The organism is Mycobacterium sp. IDUB_3 (genome assembly GCF_055419585.1).
In genome coordinates, this window is the sequence record NZ_JBVAXZ010000001.1 from 3922749 (window position 1) to 3939662 (window position 16914).

The window sequence follows — 16914 nt, forward strand, 5'->3', positions numbered from 1 at the left end:
CCGACGCAAAAGTACCCCAAGCGGGGCGCCCTCGGAGGCCTTTGCCTGCACTATAGGTAACCCAACCGCGGCGTCAGGTCGCCAGCGCCAACGCCGCGGCCACCGCGACCGCCCACGCCACCATCGCCAGGCCGGTATCGCGCAGCACCGGGATCAGCTCCGGGCCGCCGCGGCCGGAGCGCACCGGTGCCGCCGCGCGCAGGGCCAGCGGCGCGGCCACCAATCCGGCGGCACACCACGGGGTCGCCAGCATCAGCACCAGGGTCAGCACCCCGGCGGTCCCCAGCAGGGCCTGGTACAGGATCCGGGTGCGGGCATCGCCCAGCCGCACCGCCAGCGTGACCTTTCCCGAGCGCGCGTCGGTCGGGATGTCCCGCAGGTTGTTGGCCACCAGCACCGACGACGACAGCGCCCCGATCGACACCGCCAGCACCAGGCCCACCCAGTCCACCCGCAGCGCCTGGGTGTACTGGGTGCCCAGCACGGCGACGAGCCCGAAGAACAGGAACACCGCGACCTCGCCAAAACCGGCGTACCCGTAGGGTTTCGACCCGCCGGTGTACAGCCAAGCGCCGGCAATACAGGCCGCTCCCACCGCGATCAGCCACGGCGCGCTGAACAGCGCCAGCGCGAGGCCGGCGAGCGCGCCGACGGTCAGGCTGGCGACCGCGGCGGCCAACACCGCCCGCGGCGCCGCCAGCCGCGAGCCGACCAGGCGCACCGGGCCGGCCCGGTCGTCGTCGGTGCCGCGGATGCCGTCCGAGTAGTCGTTGGCGTAGTTGACGCCGACGGTCAGCGCGAGCGCGACGGCCAGCGCCAGCAGCGCCTTCCACCACACCGCGGAATGCAGCCACGCGGCCGCACCGGTTCCCGCGACTACCGGTGCCACCGCGTTGGGTAACGTCCGCGGGCGCGCACCGGAAACCCACTGCCCGAAATTGGCCACACGAACATCCTGCCAGGATGCGGGCCGTCGATCTGCGGGCCCGCACCCGCGATCAGCCCGGCGTCATGCACCACAATGGTCGGATGCTCGGAGTCATCGGCGGCAGCGGCTTCTACACCTTCTTCGGATCCGACTCCCGCGACGTCGCCGTGGACACCCCGTACGGGCCGCCCAGCGCCCCGGTCACCGTCGGCGCCATCGGCGACCACGAGGTGGCGTTCCTGCCCCGCCACGGCGCCAGACACGAATTCTCCGCGCACACCGTGCCTTACCGCGCCAACATGTGGGCGCTGCGCAAGCTCGGCGTGCGGCGGGTGCTCGCGCCGTGCGCGGTCGGGAGCCTCACCCCCACACTCGGACCCGGCACCGTCGTGGTGCCCGACCAACTCGTCGACCGCACCCGGGGCCGCGCCGACACCTACTTCGACTCCGGCGGCATCCACGTCGATTTCGCCGACCCGTACTGCCCGACGCTGCGCGAGGCGGTGACCGGCCTGCCCGACGTGGTCGACGGCGGCACCATGGTGGTGATCCAGGGGCCGCGCTTTTCCACCCGCGCCGAGAGTCAGTGGTTCGCCTCCGCCGGCTTCTCGCTGGTCAACATGACCGGTTATCCGGAGGCGGCGCTCGCCCGTGAGCTTGAAATATGCTATGCGGCAATCGCTTTGGTGACCGATCTGGATGCAGGTGTGAGCGCCGGTGAGGGCGTGAAGACCGTCGACGTGTTCGCCGAATTCGAGAAGAACATCGAAGTTTTCAAAACGCTGGTCCGCGGCGCCATCGGCCGGGTCGCCGCCGACCGCACCTGCACGCACTGCCTGCCGCACGCCGGAGTCACCCTGCCCATCGAGCTGCCGTGAGGGTGCTGCTGACCGGGGCGGCCGGCTTCATCGGTTCACGGGTGGACGCCGCGCTGCGCGCCGCGGGGCACGAAGTGATCGCCCTCGACGCGTTGCTGCCCGCCGCCCACGGCCCGAACCCGTTGCTGCCGCAAGGATGTCACCACGTCGACGTGCGCGACGCCGACGCCCTGGCGCCGCTGCTGGCCGGCGTGGACGTGGTGTGCCATCAGGCGGCGATGGTGGGCGCGGGCGTGGACGCCGCCGACGCCCCCGCCTACGGCGGCCACAACGACCTGGCCACCACGGTCTTACTGGCGCAGATGTTCGCCGCCGGGGTGCGGCGCCTGGTGCTGGCCTCGTCGATGGTGGTGTACGGCCAGGGGCGCTATCACTGCGAACAACACGGATTCGTTGATCCGCTACCGCGGCGCCGCGCGGACCTCGACGCCGGAATCTTCGAGCACCGGTGCCCGTTCGGCGGGGAGGAACTGCACTGGCGCCTCGTCGGCGAGGACGCCTGCCTGCGGCCCCGGAGCCTGTACGCCGCCAGCAAGACCGCCCAGGAGCATTACGCGCTGGCCTGGTCGGAGGCCACCGGCGGTTCGGTGGTGGCGTTGCGCTACCACAACGTCTACGGCCCGGGAATGCCGCGCGACACCCCGTACTCCGGGGTGGCGGCGATCTTTCGGTCCGCGCTGGAAAAGGGTGATCCGCCAAGGGTTTTCGAGGACGGCGGGCAGATGCGAGACTTCGTCCACGTCGACGACGTGGCCGCCGCCAACGTCGCGGCGACACAATGGGACGAGGGTTTCACCGCGGTCAATGTCTGCTCGGGACAACCTATTTCGATCTCGGAGGTGGCCGGCGCGCTCTGCGACGCGCGCGGCGCTTCGTTGTCCCCGGTGGTCACCGGGCAGTACCGCAGCGGCGACGTGCGCCACATCGTCGCCGACCCGTCCCGGGCCGTCGAGGTGCTCGGTTTCCGCGCGGCCGTCGCACCGGCCGACGGGCTGCGCGAGTTCGCGTTCGCGCCCCTTCGCTAACCCTGCGGGGGCCGGTAGATCTGCGGCTTCTGCACGGGTACCTGGCGCGTGCCGGAGTCGTCGCCGCGGAAGATCCGGGGCGCGTTGGCCAGCGGCGCTATCTCCGTGGTGGGCGGTTCGTTGTCCCCGCCGGGGACGCCGGCCGGGATGCGGGTGGTCGCCGCGGCCGACGGACCCGCGCCCTGGCCCACCGGGACCCGGGTGGTCGGCGCCGCCGCATTCGCCGCCGCGGCGCGCCTGCGGGCGGCGCGACGGGCCCGCCGTCGGCCGCTCAGCTGCCCGGCGACGATGGCCGCCACCAGGATGCCCAGGGCCAGCCCGCACAGCGTCACGTCGAAGGTGCTGGTGATCTGCTGGGCCAGGTTGTTGCCGTAGACCGGATGCAGCGCAGGCGAATTGGGCGAGTCTTGGAACCGCGGCGCCAGCTCCAGGCCGACGACGACGCGGGCGACGCTGAGCGTGGCGACGAGCCCGCACAGCGACGTGACCATTCTCGGCGAGAGGGTGGCCAGCCTGCGGCGCAGCCAGATCGCCAGCACCGCGGTGGCCAGATCGAACGCCGCCAGCACGATGCTGGAGTATCGGGAGAACGGGTAGTTCAGGATCACGCCGACGACGAGGTCGGTGATCCGCATCGCCACCGATCCCACCGACCAAACGGCGATGAGCAGCAAGCCATTTCGGGTCGTCGCGCGCCACGCGGACTCCTCGGTCGGCGAAGCGTTGCGGTGACCGAACAGGGCCCGCGGCGCGAACAGCGCCGCGCCGGCCGCCCATGCCAGGTAGCCCTCGAACCCGACGCCGGCGGTGGACGTGTTCTGCGCGATGCCGTGGAACGCGTCGATGTCACGACCGGCGGGCAGGAACCACACCAGGACCCCGGCGGCCAGCGTCGACGCGCCGAGCGCGACGGTGGTCAGTCGGCTCTCCCGCGCGCTGCGCAGCAGCCACCGCGCGGCGACCAGCACCGCGACCAGCGCCACCACGCCGTACACCACCGCGGTCGCGATCACGGCGATGTTCTGCTTGCCGAATTCCTCGGCGCCGCCGGTGCTTTGCAGCGCGTATCGCACCCGCCAGTACAGGTTGAAGCCGAAGCTGAGCACCGCTGCGAGCATCGACACCGAGCCGATCACCCGCGCCGACCGGTGCCACCCAGTGGATTCGTCGCCGGCCGGAACCGGTCCGGCAAGCGCGCCGGCCGGCACCGCCTGGGCGCTCAGCAGCGAGCCGGCGATCCCGGCCCAGGCGCCCGGACCGACACCGCCCGGCACGTTGACGGTGCCACCGAAACGGACGGTCTCGTACGCGTCGAACACGACGAAGGCGAGCACCAGCAGCAGGTAGGGGACGTTTAGCGCCAGGCGAAGCCGGGCGGCTCGTCCGGGGTTGAACCGCGCGCCTGCCGACCGCCAGGAACCGGCGACCACGACGGCGACGACGGCCAGCGCCGTCACGGCGATCAGCACCCCGAACAGCGTCGTGCTGCTGTTCGGGATCCCGAGGCCGAAGTAGAGGTTCCATGGCAGGAACACCGCGAGGACCAGCAGCGCCACCGCGGTCAGGTCACCGACGACGTGGCGGTACCGCTTCATCCCGGGCGCGGCCGCGGCGCCGCCCGTCGCGTGCGGGCGGATGATGCGCGGCGCCGGTGCCTGCTGCGTCTGACCGCGGATCGGGCCGGTCGGCGTCTCGTCGCTGCTCTGGCTCACCATGCCCCCCGGGATTCAAGGACGGATATTCTTGGCGCAGCTTCGGGTGTTCGGCGAGGGACTACCCTGCCGAGGGAAACGCACTGCTTGCTTGCGAACATATTCTCCGTTCGGATGCCGTGGCAGTGGCTGTGGCCGGTTGCTGGGCGGAGATGATTCCGCGGTGAGGCGTCCTGTCGTTCGAAAAGCTGGTTACGCTGCGCTAGTAGACGAAGCTTGTTGCCTGAATGACTGATACTGGCAACGGTATCGCAAGTGTAATGATGCCGGGACATTGCTGGTTGTGGGGTAGCCGGCGCGAAGGAGAACCGGGATGGACGTCGTTTTGGGGGTTGCGGTCACCGGACCCGTCGCGCGGTTGGCCCTGGTCGGGTCGGGCGCGCAGGGGGCCGACGTGATCGACCAATCCGTCGTCGACCTTGCCGACAATCCGATCGGCACGCTGACCGAGACCGTGGTCGGAACCAACCGGCTGCTGGCCGGTGAGAATCACCGGCTGGTCGGCACCCGGCTGTGCTGGACCGACCATCCCGCCGCCGACCAGCTGCGGCGGGCGCTGGAGGACTCGGGCGTGCACAACGTCGCGGTGCTCTCGGAATCGCAGGCGGTGGCCGCCCTGATGCGCGCGGCCGGCCGGCCCGGCGCGGCGCTGGTGATGGACGACGCGACCGCGACGCTGTCGATGGTGGGTTCGGGCGACGGCGACCCCGACGCGCCGCCGACCGTGTTGGCCAGCCAGCCGCTGGCGGGTGCGTCGGGCGGCGATGCGACGGCGGCGTTCCACACCATGATGGCGAACCTGAGCGCCCACCCCGACGCCCCGCAGGATGTCTATCTGCTCGGTGCGTCGCCCGATCTGAACCGGGTCGCCGACGAGCTTCGCGACGCGTCGACCATGCGGGTGCGGGTCGCCGAGGATCCCACCTTTGCGCTCGCGCGCGGCGCTGCGATCGCCGCCGCGCCGGCGGCGGTGCTGGGAGCCGGGGGTGCGACGGCGATGGCACCGGCGCTCGGTTTGACGGGTGACGAGACCGCCATGGCCCCGGCGGCCGGGGACGCCACCGCGATGGCGCCGGCGTTCGGGGAAGCCACCGCGATGGCCCCGGCGGCGGGGCTCACCGGGGACGAGACGACCGTGGTGCCGGCATCGGAGTTCGCGGATCCGAACGCTGAAGACCACCAGCTGGCCTATTCAATGGCCGACGAGGGCGAGCAGTACCCGGGCGAATTCGACGAGTACGACCCCGAATTCGACGACTACGAGTACGGCGACGCCGACGAGGAGGCGCCGACGAAGTTGTCGCGGCGATCGCTGATGGTCGGCAACGCCGTGGTCGCCTTCGCGGTCATCGGATTGGCGTCGCTGGCCACCGCGATCGCGGTCGCCGTTGAGCCGACCGCCAGCCGGCAGCCGGTGGTGGGCGTCCAGAACGGCACCCCGGGCAAGTTCATGCCGATCCTGCCGAGCCAGCAGCAGGCGCCGCTGCCCCCGCCCCCGGCCGATGCGCCCAACGCCGGATTCCAGGGCGGCACCGTCCCGGCCCCCAACAACGTCCCGGCCCCCCAGCAGGTCGCGCCCCCGGCGGGAGGCGGCGTGCCCGCCCCCGTCCCCGAGGCCCCGGTCAACCCCGGTGTCGTGCCCAATCCCGATCCTGGTTGGGCGCCTCGCCCGAATCCCATTGTGCCGGTGCCCATTCCGATTCCCATTCCGATCCCGGGGTGGGGGCCGAACTACCCGCCGTACAACCCCCCCTACAACCCGCCTTACACGCCGCCGACGACCCCGCCTTACACGCCGCCGACCACCACGTACCAGCCGCCGACGACGACGTATTCGCCGCCGAGCACCACCCACGAGCCCCCGACGACGACGTATTCGCCTCCTACGACGACGTATTCGCCGCCGAGCACCACGCACCAGCCGCCGACGAGCACCTATTCGCCGCCGAGCACCCGGGAAACCACCCAGGCGCCGCCGCCGACGCACACCCAGCAGACCCTGCCGCCGACCCACTCGCAGCAGACCGTGCCGCCGACGCACTCGCAGCCGATATTCCCCCAGGAGCCACACCCCCACCGCGGGTTCTGAGCGTGCCCGACGCCGACGGTCTGGTGACGGTCGTCCTGCCCTGCCTCAACGAAGAGGAGTCGCTGCCCGCGGTGCTGGCCGCCATCCCGGCCGGCTACCGGGCGCTGGTGGTGGACAACAACAGCACCGACGACACCGCCGCGGTCGCGAGTCGGCACGGCGCCCGCGTCGTCGCCGAACCGCGGGCCGGATACGGCTCGGCCGTCCACGCCGGCGTGCTGGCCGCCACCACCCCGATCGTGGCGGTCATCGACGCCGACGGCTCGATGGACGGCGGCGATCTGCCCCGGCTGGTCGCCGAGCTGGAGCGGGGCGCCGACCTGGTGACCGGCCGGCGCCGGCCGGTACCCGGGCTGCACTGGCCGTGGGTGGCCCGGGTGGGCACCGTCGTCATGAGCTGGCGGTTGCGCACCCGACACGGCCTGCCGGTGCACGACATCGCGCCGATGCGAGTGGCCCGGCGCGAAGCGCTGTTGCAACTCGGCGTCGCCGACCGGCGATCGGGTTATCCGCTGGAATTGCTGGTGCGTGCCGCGGCCGCCGGCTGGCGCGTCGTCGAACTCGACGTCAGCTACGGCCCGCGGACGGGCGGCAAGTCGAAGGTCAGCGGTTCGCTGCGGGGCAGCATCACCGCGATCCTGGACTTCTGGAAGGTGATCTCGTGAGCGAGCTGCCGGTGACCCTGCTGGTGGTCGCCAAGGCGCCCGAGCCGGGCCGGGCCAAGACGCGGCTCGCGGCGACCGTCGGCGACCGGGTCGCCGCCGAAATCGCCGCCGCCGCACTGCTTGACACGCTCGACGCGGTGGCGGCCGCCCCGGTGGCCGCGCGGGTGGTGGCGTTGGCCGGCGACCTGGACGGCGCGGCGAACGCCGCCGAGATCCGGCAGCGCCTGGCGTCGTTCACGGTGGTCGCCCAGCGCGGTGCGGATTTCGCGGCCCGGCTCGCCAACGCGCACGCCGACGCGGCCACCGGGTTTCCGGTGCTGCAGATCGGCATGGACACCCCCCAGGTGAGCGCGGATCTGTTGGCCGGGTGCGCGCGCCGGCTGCTCGAGACGCAGGCGGTGCTCGGGCCGGCCCGCGACGGCGGCTGGTGGGTGCTCGGCGTGGGGGAGCCGGCGATGGCGCAATGCCTGCGTACCGTGCCGATGTCCGCGCCCGACACCGGTGATCTGACCCTGAAAGCATTGCGCGACAACGGCATTGACGTAGCGACCGTTGAAGCGCTGGCCGACGTGGACTTTATCGACGACGTCGCGGTGGTGCGCGACGCCTGCGCACCCACCAGCCGGTTCGCGTGCGTCACCCGCGCTGTCGGCCTCTAGCCGGGCTACCAGTTCGTCAGGATGATCGTGTTGAGCGCCAGCGCGCCGACGGCGTTGAGCGCCAACCAGATCCGGTGTGAACGCACCGGCAGGAGTGCGGCCGCCGCGGTGAGCCAGACGGTGAACGGCAGCCAGATGCGTTCCACCTCGGCCTTGCTGAGCATGCTCAGGTCCGCGAAAACGATGGCGGCCAGCATGCCCAACAGCAGCAGGTGAAAGCCGGAGCGGCGGCGGATGGCGGGCCAGTCGAACACCCTGCTGATTCCGGCGACGCCGCCCAACCCGATCGCGCACACGACGCACGCCAGGTTCGCCCAGCTCCAATACTGGAACGGTCGGAATTTGGCTATGCCCTGCCAATAGCGTTGCTGCACCAGGGTATAGCCGTCGAACCAGAAGAACCCCGCGACGGCGAAGGCGACCGCCACCGCGATCGCGGCCAGCGCCGCCGGGCCCAGGGCCCGCAGGATCGCCCGCCAGTCCGCCCAGCCGTTGGCCGTCCTCTGGGCCGAGGCCAGCACCGCCAACGCCGGGAACCCCATCAGCATCAGGCCGTAGTTGCAGAACACCCCCCAGCCCAGCAGCAGGCCCGCCCCCGCGGCCGTCAACGCGGGGAAGCGGACCGGGCGGTGCACCGCCACGGCCAGTAGCGCGATGCCCCACGCCGCCACCCCGGCGAAGTAGCCGTCGGCCGACACCGCCACCCAGATCGCCGTCGGCGCCAGGGCGACGAACGGGGCGGCGCGCCGCGCGGTCTGCTCGTCGGCCAGCGCGCGCACGGCGATCACCACCGCGGCGGCCGCGCTCGAGCCGGCCATTAGGCACAGCAGTCCGGCCCAGGCGCCGCCGTGCAGGCCGAGCCGGTCCAGCCAGGCGAAGGTCAGCAGCGCGCCGGGTGGATGCCCGGACACGTGGGTGGTCCACGAGTTCGGCTGGTAATCCACGATCCGGCTGGCGAACGTGCGCAGGGTCGCACCGATGTCGGTGACGCCGGGCACCTGCGACAGGTATTCGTCGCGGGTGGTCAGCCGGCCGGCGAAGCCGCGCTGCCAGCCGTCGATCATCGCCAGCGCGAATGCCCATCCGCACGCGGTGGCCCAGCTGCCCAGCGTCAACGCCCGCCACGAAAGGCGTTGCGCCAGAATCGGCCCCCACGCGACAACGGCGATTGCGAGGGCGATGGCCGGCCCGGTTCCCCAGCCGGCGTGGATCAGCCAGTCGCCGAAGATCGGCGCGGCGCCGGCGTGGGTGGCGAACTTCTCGGCGCCGACGTCCAGCCGCGGCCGCACGCCTACGTTCATCCGCGGCAGCACGAACGCCGCCGCCACCAGCACCACCCCGACCGTGACCGCTACCGCCTCGCGCACTGCCTCCCGTCGAGCGATCCTCACGGACGAACAGCCTATTGATGGCTCGGGCCGGCGAACCGGCGCACCAACGCCGTCCGGTCGACCTTGCCGATGCCGCGGCGCGGCAGGGTGTCGACGATGTGCAGCTCGCGCGGTGCGGCGGTGGCGTCCAGAGTGCGGGTCACCTGCGCGCGCAGCGCGTCCAGGGTCGGCGCGGCCGCCCCGTCGCGCAGCACGATCGCGGCGACCACCCGCTGCCCCAGCCTGTCGTCGGCCACCCCGAATACCGCGCAATCGCTCACGGCCGGATGGGTGCACAGCGCCGCCTCGACCGGCTGCGGCAACACGGTCAGCCCGCCGGTGCTGATCGCGTCGTCGGCGCGGCCCAGGACGGTCAGCACGCCCTCGTCGCTGACGGCGCCGAGGTCGTCGGTCGCAAACCAGCCCGGCTCGGCGAACGGATCGGGGTCGACCGGGTTGCGGTAGCCCTTGGCCAGCGTCGCGCCGCCGATGACGATGCGCCCGTCCACCGTGCGCAGCCGCACCCCGTCCAGCGGGACACCGTCGTACACGCAGCCCCCGGCGGTCTCGCTCATCCCGTAGGTGCGGACCACGGTGATGCCCGCCGCGGCCGCGTCGTCGAGCACCGGGCGTGGCGCGGGTCCGCCGCCGAGCAGCACGGCGTCCAGTTCGGCGAGGGCGGCCGCGGCGGCCGGGTCGCCGAGCGCCTTGGCCAGCTGCGCGGCGACCAGCGAGCTGTAGCGCCGCCCCGAGCCCAAGGCCCTTATCGCACCGGGCAATTCGGCGACGTCGAATCCGGCGGAGACGTCCATCTCGACCGGTGCCGAGCCGGCGAGCAGGCTGCGCACCAGGACCTGTATGCCGGCGATGTGGTGGGGCGGCAGGGCGAGCAGCCAGCTGCCCGGCCCGCCGAGGCGGTCATGGGTGGCCACCGCGCTGGCCGTCAGGGCGGCGGCGGTCAGCAACGCGCCCTTGGGAATTCCGGTGGTTCCCGAGGTCGCCGCGACCAGGGCGACGTCGTCGTCGATGGCCTCCCCGACGCGCAGGCCCGCCCGCAGCGCATCCGACTCACGGTTCTCGCCCGCGGGCAGGGCGACCAGTGCGGGCTCACGCCCGTCCAGTACGCGCCCGAGCGCCGGCAGCAGTGACGATGCCGCCGAACCCGGCGGGACGTACAGCGCGCGCAGTACGGCTATGCGGGGTCCCCGGCCTCGTCGGCGTCGTCGAAGGGCCAGCCTTGGGCCGCCAACCGCATCCGCACCCGCTCGACGTCGGTGGGTGACGGCAACTCATCGGTGATCTGGGTGATCAGCACGCCGATGTCGACATCGTCGAACTCCCCGCGCCGAACCAGCTCGCAGGCCACCTCCTTGGCTTCGTCGTTGGACAGCCGGCGGGCAAGCAACGCGAGCACCGGGAAGGTGTCGGTCGCCGGAACGCCTTCCGGATATCCCGCGCGGAGCCAGGAGACGATCGAGTTGAGGAATCCGTTCACGCTCTGACAACACCCCCCGGTGTTTGGCTTAGCAAATCCGTGGGCATCAATCGATGCTACTTCGCTTTGGCTCCGAGGAACGGGTAGCCGGTGTGATGCGCGACGAAGTCCCGGGAGATGTAAGCCAGCGCGAAGGCGATCACCAATAGCACCACCGCATAGATCGCGTACGCGACCGCCAGCAGCGCCGGGTTTCTCTGTGGCGAGCTGCCATCGGTGCCGGCCTGTCCGGCGCTGACCGCGTGGAATCGGAGCCCCAGGGCAAACAGTCCCGGCAATGCGGCACCGGCCAGCATGCTGAAGATCAGGATCTTGAGGGAGGCCTGGTAGTTGAACCAGTCGCTGAAGTGACTCATCAGGCGTTCGCCTTAATCGTGGGGTCGTCGGAGTCGGACCGGGGAGACGTGCCGGCGGGTGTGGGTCCGGCGCCCGAGGGCGGGTGCTGATCGTCGGCATCTTCGAGTCCAGCGGTCAGGCCGCCCTTCCATTCGGCGTTGACGTTGCGGTGGTCGACCTTGACCTTGCGCGACCGGATGTAGATGGTGGCCGAAACCGCGATCAGCAGCGCGAAGCCCACGATGGCGCCGGGGTAGCCGCCGATCAGGTGCACGATCCAGTACGTGACCGCACCGACGAGCCCGGCCAGCGGAAGCGTGACCAGCCACGCGACGCCCATGCGACCGGCGACGCCCCAGCGGACCTCGCCGCCGGGCTTGCCCAGCCCGCTGCCGAGCACCGAACCGGTGCAGACCTGGGTCGTCGACAGCGCGTAGCCGAAGTGGGTGGACAGCAAAATCACCGCGGCCGAAGAGGATTCGGCCGCCATGCCCTGCGGCGACTGGATTTCGACCAGTCCTTTGCCCAGGGTGCGGATGATCCGCCAGCCGCCAAGATAGGTGCCGAGCGCAATCGACACCGCGCAAGCGACGATGACCCAAAGCGGCGGCGTGGCCTCGTTTTTGCTGATCGAGCCGTAGGACATCAGCGCCAGGAAGATGATGCCCATCGTCTTCTGCGCGTCGCCGGTCCCGTGCGCCAGCGAAACCAGCGACGCCGAGCCCCACTGGCCATAGCGGAACCCGGCCTCGGTGCGACCGGTCTCCAGACCGCGGGTGATCCGGTAGACGAGCCAGGTCGCGATCGCCCCTACGGCGATGGCCAGGATCGCGGCCACCACGGCCGGGATGAGTACGTGGGACACCAGGCCTTTCCAGATCACCCCGTGCCCGCCGACGGCTGCGATGGTGGCGCCGACGATGCCGCCGATCAGGGCGTGCGACGAACTCGACGGGATGCCGAGGAGCCAAGTCAGCAGGTTCCACACGATGCCGCCGACGAGGCCCGCGAAAACCAGCTCCAGCGTCACGATGTGCCCGTCGATCAAGCCCTTGGCGATCGTCGCGGCGACGGCGGTGGACATGAACGCGCCCACGAGGTTCAGCACCGCGGATAGCGCGACCGCCGCTTTGGGCTTGAGCGCACCACTGGCGATCGAGGTCGCCATCGCGTTGCCCGTGTCGTGGAAGCCATTCGTGAAATCGAAAGCCAATGCCGTGATTACGACAATGATCAAGAGGAACAATTGGATGTTCACAGCGCCTGATTCTGGTGGTAGGAGGTTTCCATTGTCGAATGCTGCGGCAGCCGAAACGCGGGTGTACCTTGAACCGTCGCCATATGTTACCTGTCAGTTAACCGGCGTTTCCCTCTCGTTCACCTCGCGTGTCGCGCCGTAGCGGGTGCTCCGGCGGCACCTCGACGAAAATGAGCGTTAGGCCGTCCGGGTCGGTCACGTGCATCTCTTTCAAACCCCATGGTTCCTGGCGAGCTTCGCGCGCGATCGACACCCCGCGGTCGGCCAATTCAGCTTGGGTGGCCTCGATGTCGCGGACCTGTAGCCACAGCGCACCGGGAAAGGTCGGCTGAGAGGGGCCCGGAGCGCCGTAACCGGCCAGCTCCAGCAAGGACTGGCCCGCGAAAAACACCGTCCCAGCGCCGTAGTCGCGCCAAATAGCCAGCCCGATCTCGTCGCGGTAAAAGGCTAGCGACCGTTGATAGTCCGACGGTCGCAGCAGCATCCGGCTGGCCAGGATCTCCATGAAATCGTGTCTAGCACGTCTCTAGCCCGCCTGGGCGCATCGGCTGCGAAGCGTCGCCACGCCGGGCCCGACGAGATCGTCGCAAGCCGCGCCCCGGCCGGTCATGGCGAGCAACAATGCCAGCAGCGGGCCCTCTACCGCTTCACCCTGTCCGTGTTGCCAGTCGTCGTCGGTGGCGGACAACGCCAGACCGGCGACGCGGTTCTTGGAGCCGAGCAGCATGTTGGAGCCCTTGTAGAAGTCCACCGCTTGGCGGACGGCGCCGGGCGGATAGGCGTGGGGGATGCCCAACGGACGGCGAACGTCTGCGCCGTGCACCACCACCTCACCCAACCAGGAGGTTTTGGGGCCCGGCGGTGCGGAGGTGGAGTTCTGCAAGCCCCGGAACTCGGCCAGCGTCGCGGCCGGGTCGGCTCCCAGGTGCTTGGCGATCTGGTCGTTGGCGAACTTGTCGAAGTTGAACTTGACCTTGGCAATCCCGAAGAAGAACGTGGCCGGATTCAGCGAGGCCGTCGCCGACAGGTGCGCGACGATGTCGCGGACCGTCCAGCCCGCACAGAGCGACGGCGTATCCCATTGCGCCGGGGTGAGGCCGGCGAGGTCGTCGGCAAGCGCGCCGCGCTCGGCGGCGATGGTAGCCCACAGATCGGACATGGCAACTCCCGAAGGTTCAGCGGGTCGCAGCTCAGCTATCGCGATTGGGCTGGACGCGTTGACGCTGCATGAGTGTATTTACCCACCGCGGGCCGAAGGTGTCCAGCGCCTTGGCGGCGATCGCCATCCGCGGTGCGATGCGCACCGGGCGGGTGCGGGCGGCGGTGATCATCCACTCGCCGGCCTCCTCCGATGTCAGCGCCGGCATTCCCTCGTAGGCCTTGGTCGGGGCGATCATCGGGGTGGCCACCAGCGGGTAGTACAGCGTGGTGGAGTGCACGCCCTTGTCGCCCCACTCGGTTTCCACCACCCGGCTGACCGTCGACAGCGCGGCCTTCGAGGCGTTGTAGACCGCGAACAGCGGCGAGGCCTCCGACAGCACCCCCCACGTCGAGACGTTGATGATGTGGCCGTCGCCGCGCTCGATCATCCCCGGCGCCAGCCCGCGGATCAGCCGCAGCGGCGCGTAGTAGTTGAGCACGATGGTCCGCTCGACGTCGTGCCAGCGTTCCAGCGACTCGGCCAGCGGCCGGCGGATGGACCGGCCGGCGTTGTTGATCAGGATGTCGATTCCGCCGAGACGCTTTTCGACGTCGGCCACCAGCGCGTCGACGGCGTCCATGTCCGAGACGTCGCACGGGATCGACAGCGCTTCACCGCCGGCGCCGGTGATTCGCTCGGCCAGCGCGTCCAGCAGATCCTGGCGGCGCGCGACGACGACCACGGTGGCGCCCGCCCGGGCGAACTGTTCGGCCGCGGCCTCGCCTATCCCCGACGAGGCCCCGGTAAGCAGGATGCGCTTGCCGGTCAGCTCGATCGGCTTGATCAGCGGACGGTTGACCAATACCTGCGGCGCCATGGGGGGACGCATGGTCGCCAGCACGAACTGGTCGGCGATCCGGCGGAGGGGACTCTTGCTCACGTGACGCGAGTCTAGGCGGTGGCGCCGGCGCGCCCGCCGCTAGAAGTAGCGGGGGAACCGGCTCCAGTCCGGGTCGCGCTTCTCCAGGAAGGCGTCGCGGCCCTCGACGGCCTCATCGGTCATGTAGGCCAGCCGGGTGGCCTCGCCCGCGAACAGCTGCTGGCCCACCAGGCCGTCGTCGAGCAGGTTGAACGCGAACTTCAACATGCGTTGCGCCTGCGGCGATTTTGCGTTGATCTCGCGCGCCCACTGGATTGCCTCCGACTCCAGCGCCGCATGATCGACGACGGCGTTGACCGCACCCATGTGATGCATCTGCTCGGCGGTGTAGGGGCGGCCAAGGAAGAAGATTTCGCGGGCGAACTTCTGGCCGACCTGGCGGGCCAGGTACGCGCTGCCGTAGCCGCCGTCGAAGCTGCCGACGTCGGCGTCGGTCTGCTTGAAGCGGGCGTGCTCGCGGCTGGCCAGCGTGAGGTCGCAGACGACGTGCAGGCTGTGCCCGCCGCCGGCCGCCCACCCGTTGACCAGACAGATGACCACCTTGGGCATGAACCGGATCAGCCGCTGGACCTCGAGGATGTGTAACCGGCCGGCCCGGGCGGTGTCGACGGTGTCGGCGGTGTCGCCGCTCGCGTACTGGTAGCCGCTGCGGCCGCGGATGCGCTGGTCCCCGCCGGAGCAGAACGCCCAGCCGCCGTCCTTCGGCGATGGGCCGTTGCCGGTGAGCAATACGACGCCGACGTCGGGGGACATCCGGGCGTGGTCGAGCACTCGGTAGAGCTCGTCGACGGTGTGCGGCCGAAACGCGTTGCGGACCTCGGGCCGGTCGAACGCCACTCGCACCGTGGCATCGTCGACGTGCCGGTGATAGGTGATGTCGGTCAGGTCGCCGAACCCGTCCACGGGTCTCCAGGCCTGCGCATCAAAGGGGTTGTCACTCAATCTGTTTGAACTCCTATGCCGGGTCCAGCCGAAATACCGGACACACGCCGGCCAGCGCCTCGAACTCCTCGGGGCGACCGTCGACGACCAACCCAGAGCGTTTCATGAACCCGACGCCGGTGGGCACCTCGGTGGGGAACGCCCGCAACAACGGCCGCGCCGCGTCGGCCGACAACTCCACCATCCGCACCCGCTCGGAGTTCCGGCCGCGGGCCAGCGTCGCGTATTCGGCGGCGCGGACGTTGCGGATCCAATCCGCACCCGGGAATCCGCCCACCACATAGCGTTTGCCGTCCACCGTCATCGGTGTCACCGGCGTCGAGCGGGGTGCCCCGGACTTGCGTCCGGGCACGGTCAGCACCACCGGGCTTTCGCCGCCGAAGCTCAGCCCGAGCCGCGACATCCGGATGACGACCTTGTTCGCCGGCTTCAGCCACCACGGCGGTTTGAGGGACGGCTTGTGCCCGTCGGGCGTACCCATGCCTGACACAGTAGTCAGGTTCGGGGCGCCTCCAGGAAGGGTTCGGCACCGTGCGCCCAGGGATCGGCGCCGGGTGCGGCGACGGCCTCCAGCCGGGCGATCGCCTCGGCGCTCAGCGTGACGCCGGCCGCGCCGATGTTCTCCTCGAGGTGGGCGATCGACCGGGTGCCGGGAATCAGCAACGTGTTCGGCGCGTGCGCCAAGATCCAGGCCAGCCCGACCTGGGCGCCGGTAACGCCCAACTCGCCGGCGATGTCGACGACCACCGGGTTGTCGGCGACCTTCGGAAACCCGGGGAAGGCCGAGCCGAGCGGGAAGTACGGCACCCACGCGATCCCCTCGCCCACGCACAACTCGAGCGTGGCTTCCTGGGAGCGGTCCAGCAGGCTGTAGGCGTTCTGCACGCAGACGATGCCGGCGGGCAGCGCTCGCCGCAGCACGTCGAGCGACACACTGCTGATCCCGATCGCGCCGATCTTGCCCTCGTCGCGCAGGGCGATCATCTCGGCGAGCTGGTCGTCGAGGTCGACGATCTGATCGCCCTCGGCGGCCATACCGATCCCGGAGTCGAGCCGGCGCAGGTTGACCACCGGGACGCGGTCCAGGCCGAGCTGACGCAGGTCGTCCTCGACGGCGGCGCGCAGCTCGGCGGGCCGTTGTGCTGGAGCCAGCGGGATCGGTTGTTCGCCGGTGTAGCGCGCCCCGACCTTGCTGACGATGACGAGGTCGTCCGGGTAGGGCGCCAGCGCCGCGTGGATCCGGCGGTTCACCTCGCCGGGGCCGTAGAACGACGCGGTGTCGATGTGGTTGACGCCGAGCTCGAGGGCGCGGCGCAGCACCGCGACCGCGTCGTCGACGGTGGTTTCCTCGAACAGTTGCATGGCGCCGTAGCCCATGCGGGCGACGGGGGCCGTGCCGATCCTGCCGGTACCGCCGGGCTGTGGCTTGTCGGTCATGATGCTCCTTGGCTCGTGACACACTGGTGAAAATGCGGA

Annotated in this window: 18 protein-coding genes; 5 read left to right on the forward strand and 13 right to left on the reverse strand. The window is 70.6% G+C overall.

The features are described from left to right. Positions 1-73: 73 nt before the first annotated feature. Positions 74-946 carry a 1,4-dihydroxy-2-naphthoate polyprenyltransferase gene (locus ACZYVJ_RS18220; protein ID WP_463832302.1) on the reverse strand — a complete coding sequence of 291 codons (873 nt, stop codon included), beginning with the start codon at positions 944-946 and terminating at the stop codon, positions 74-76. A gap of 83 nt (positions 947-1029) precedes the next feature. Here ACZYVJ_RS18220 and ACZYVJ_RS18225 point away from each other — a divergent pair, with 83 nt between their 5' ends. Both ACZYVJ_RS18225 and ACZYVJ_RS18230 read left to right on the forward strand, forming a co-directional pair. Next, positions 1030-1806, forward strand: a complete 777-nt coding sequence (locus ACZYVJ_RS18225) for an S-methyl-5'-thioadenosine phosphorylase (protein ID WP_463833051.1) — start codon at positions 1030-1032, stop codon at positions 1804-1806. Further along, a complete protein-coding gene (locus tag ACZYVJ_RS18230) occupies positions 1803-2831 on the forward strand; it encodes an NAD-dependent epimerase/dehydratase family protein (RefSeq protein WP_463832303.1) in 1029 nt (342 codons plus the stop codon). The genes ACZYVJ_RS18225 and ACZYVJ_RS18230 overlap by 4 nt, the downstream gene beginning before the upstream one ends. Here ACZYVJ_RS18230 and ACZYVJ_RS18235 read toward each other — a convergent pair. Then, the gene (locus ACZYVJ_RS18235; RefSeq protein WP_463832304.1) at positions 2828-4546 is read right to left on the reverse strand and encodes a DUF7937 domain-containing protein; all 1719 of its coding nucleotides are present in this window, start codon (positions 4544-4546) and stop codon (positions 2828-2830) included. The genes ACZYVJ_RS18230 and ACZYVJ_RS18235 overlap by 4 nt on opposite strands. Positions 4547-4856: 310 nt before the next feature. Between ACZYVJ_RS18235 and ACZYVJ_RS18240 the strand changes: the two genes are divergently transcribed. The 3 genes from ACZYVJ_RS18240 to ACZYVJ_RS18250 are packed head-to-tail and all read left to right on the forward strand — an operon-like array spanning position 4857 to position 7956. Beyond that, positions 4857-6632: a DUF7159 family protein gene (locus ACZYVJ_RS18240; protein ID WP_463832305.1), complete on the forward strand. Its 1776-nt coding sequence runs from the start codon at positions 4857-4859 to the stop codon at positions 6630-6632. A gap of 2 nt (positions 6633-6634) precedes the next feature. Beyond that, a complete protein-coding gene (locus ACZYVJ_RS18245) occupies positions 6635-7297 on the forward strand; it encodes a glycosyltransferase family 2 protein (RefSeq protein WP_463832306.1) in 663 nt (220 codons plus the stop codon). Continuing rightward, positions 7294-7956, forward strand: coding sequence for a TIGR04282 family arsenosugar biosynthesis glycosyltransferase (locus ACZYVJ_RS18250; protein WP_463832307.1), 663 nt, complete (start codon positions 7294-7296; stop codon positions 7954-7956). Before ACZYVJ_RS18245 ends, ACZYVJ_RS18250 begins: the two co-directional genes overlap by 4 nt. A 5-nt stretch (positions 7957-7961) precedes the next feature. Here ACZYVJ_RS18250 and ACZYVJ_RS18255 read toward each other — a convergent pair whose 3' ends face one another. The 11 genes from ACZYVJ_RS18255 to ACZYVJ_RS18305 form a co-directional block, all read right to left on the reverse strand. Next, entirely contained in the window at positions 7962-9323 is a 1362-nt protein-coding gene (locus tag ACZYVJ_RS18255) for a hypothetical protein (RefSeq protein ID WP_463833052.1), read from the reverse strand. Between the two features lie 35 nt (positions 9324-9358). Then, complete coding sequence (gene menE / locus ACZYVJ_RS18260) at positions 9359-10468, reverse strand: o-succinylbenzoate--CoA ligase (protein WP_463833053.1); 1110 nt, start codon at positions 10466-10468, stop codon at positions 9359-9361. Positions 10469-10518: 50 nt separating this feature from the next. After that, positions 10519-10821 (reverse strand): DUF3349 domain-containing protein, encoded by a 303-nt coding sequence (locus ACZYVJ_RS18265; protein WP_463832308.1) that lies wholly within the window; start codon positions 10819-10821, stop codon positions 10519-10521. Between the two features lie 56 nt (positions 10822-10877). Then, a complete protein-coding gene (locus ACZYVJ_RS18270; protein ID WP_463832309.1) occupies positions 10878-11177 on the reverse strand; it encodes a hypothetical protein in 300 nt (99 codons plus the stop codon). Then, a complete protein-coding gene (locus tag ACZYVJ_RS18275; RefSeq protein ID WP_463832310.1) occupies positions 11177-12415 on the reverse strand; it encodes an anion permease in 1239 nt (412 codons plus the stop codon). The genes ACZYVJ_RS18270 and ACZYVJ_RS18275 overlap by 1 nt, the downstream gene beginning before the upstream one ends. Before the next feature lie 97 nt (positions 12416-12512). Further along, entirely contained in the window at positions 12513-12920 is a 408-nt protein-coding gene (locus ACZYVJ_RS18280) for a VOC family protein (protein WP_463832311.1), read from the reverse strand. Positions 12921-12941: 21 nt separating this feature from the next. Then, entirely contained in the window at positions 12942-13574 is a 633-nt protein-coding gene (locus ACZYVJ_RS18285; protein ID WP_463832312.1) for a maleylpyruvate isomerase family mycothiol-dependent enzyme, read from the reverse strand. 31 nt (positions 13575-13605) lie between these two features. Further along, positions 13606-14496 (reverse strand): SDR family oxidoreductase, encoded by an 891-nt coding sequence (locus ACZYVJ_RS18290; RefSeq protein WP_463832313.1) that lies wholly within the window; start codon positions 14494-14496, stop codon positions 13606-13608. 39 nt (positions 14497-14535) lie between these two features. Further along, positions 14536-15438, reverse strand: a complete 903-nt coding sequence (locus ACZYVJ_RS18295) for a 1,4-dihydroxy-2-naphthoyl-CoA synthase (RefSeq protein WP_463832314.1) — start codon at positions 15436-15438, stop codon at positions 14536-14538. A 13-nt stretch (positions 15439-15451) separates the two neighbouring features. Next, the gene (locus tag ACZYVJ_RS18300) at positions 15452-15919 is read right to left on the reverse strand and encodes a nitroreductase family deazaflavin-dependent oxidoreductase (protein ID WP_463832315.1); all 468 of its coding nucleotides are present in this window, start codon (positions 15917-15919) and stop codon (positions 15452-15454) included. Positions 15920-15933: 14 nt separating this feature from the next. After that, positions 15934-16875 carry an aldo/keto reductase gene (locus ACZYVJ_RS18305; RefSeq protein ID WP_463832316.1) on the reverse strand — a complete coding sequence of 314 codons (942 nt, stop codon included), beginning with the start codon at positions 16873-16875 and terminating at the stop codon, positions 15934-15936. Between the last annotated feature and the right edge of the window lie 39 nt (positions 16876-16914).

What these genes read in the sequence shown, in the direction of transcription:
- ACZYVJ_RS18240 (WP_463832305.1), top strand. Translation starts at nt 4,857, where the DNA reads ATGGACGTCGTTTTGGGGGTTGCGGTCACCGGACCCGTCGCGCGGTTG.
- ACZYVJ_RS18235 (WP_463832304.1), bottom strand. Translation starts at nt 4,546, where the DNA reads ATGGTGAGCCAGAGCAGCGACGAGACGCCGACCGGCCCGATCCGCGGT.
- ACZYVJ_RS18300 (WP_463832315.1), bottom strand. Translation starts at nt 15,919, where the DNA reads ATGGGTACGCCCGACGGGCACAAGCCGTCCCTCAAACCGCCGTGGTGG.
- ACZYVJ_RS18305 (WP_463832316.1), bottom strand. Translation starts at nt 16,875, where the DNA reads ATGACCGACAAGCCACAGCCCGGCGGTACCGGCAGGATCGGCACGGCC.
- ACZYVJ_RS18270 (WP_463832309.1), bottom strand. Translation starts at nt 11,177, where the DNA reads ATGAGTCACTTCAGCGACTGGTTCAACTACCAGGCCTCCCTCAAGATC.
- ACZYVJ_RS18285 (WP_463832312.1), bottom strand. Translation starts at nt 13,574, where the DNA reads ATGTCCGATCTGTGGGCTACCATCGCCGCCGAGCGCGGCGCGCTTGCC.
- ACZYVJ_RS18225 (WP_463833051.1), top strand. Translation starts at nt 1,030, where the DNA reads ATGCTCGGAGTCATCGGCGGCAGCGGCTTCTACACCTTCTTCGGATCC.
- ACZYVJ_RS18280 (WP_463832311.1), bottom strand. Translation starts at nt 12,920, where the DNA reads ATGGAGATCCTGGCCAGCCGGATGCTGCTGCGACCGTCGGACTATCAA.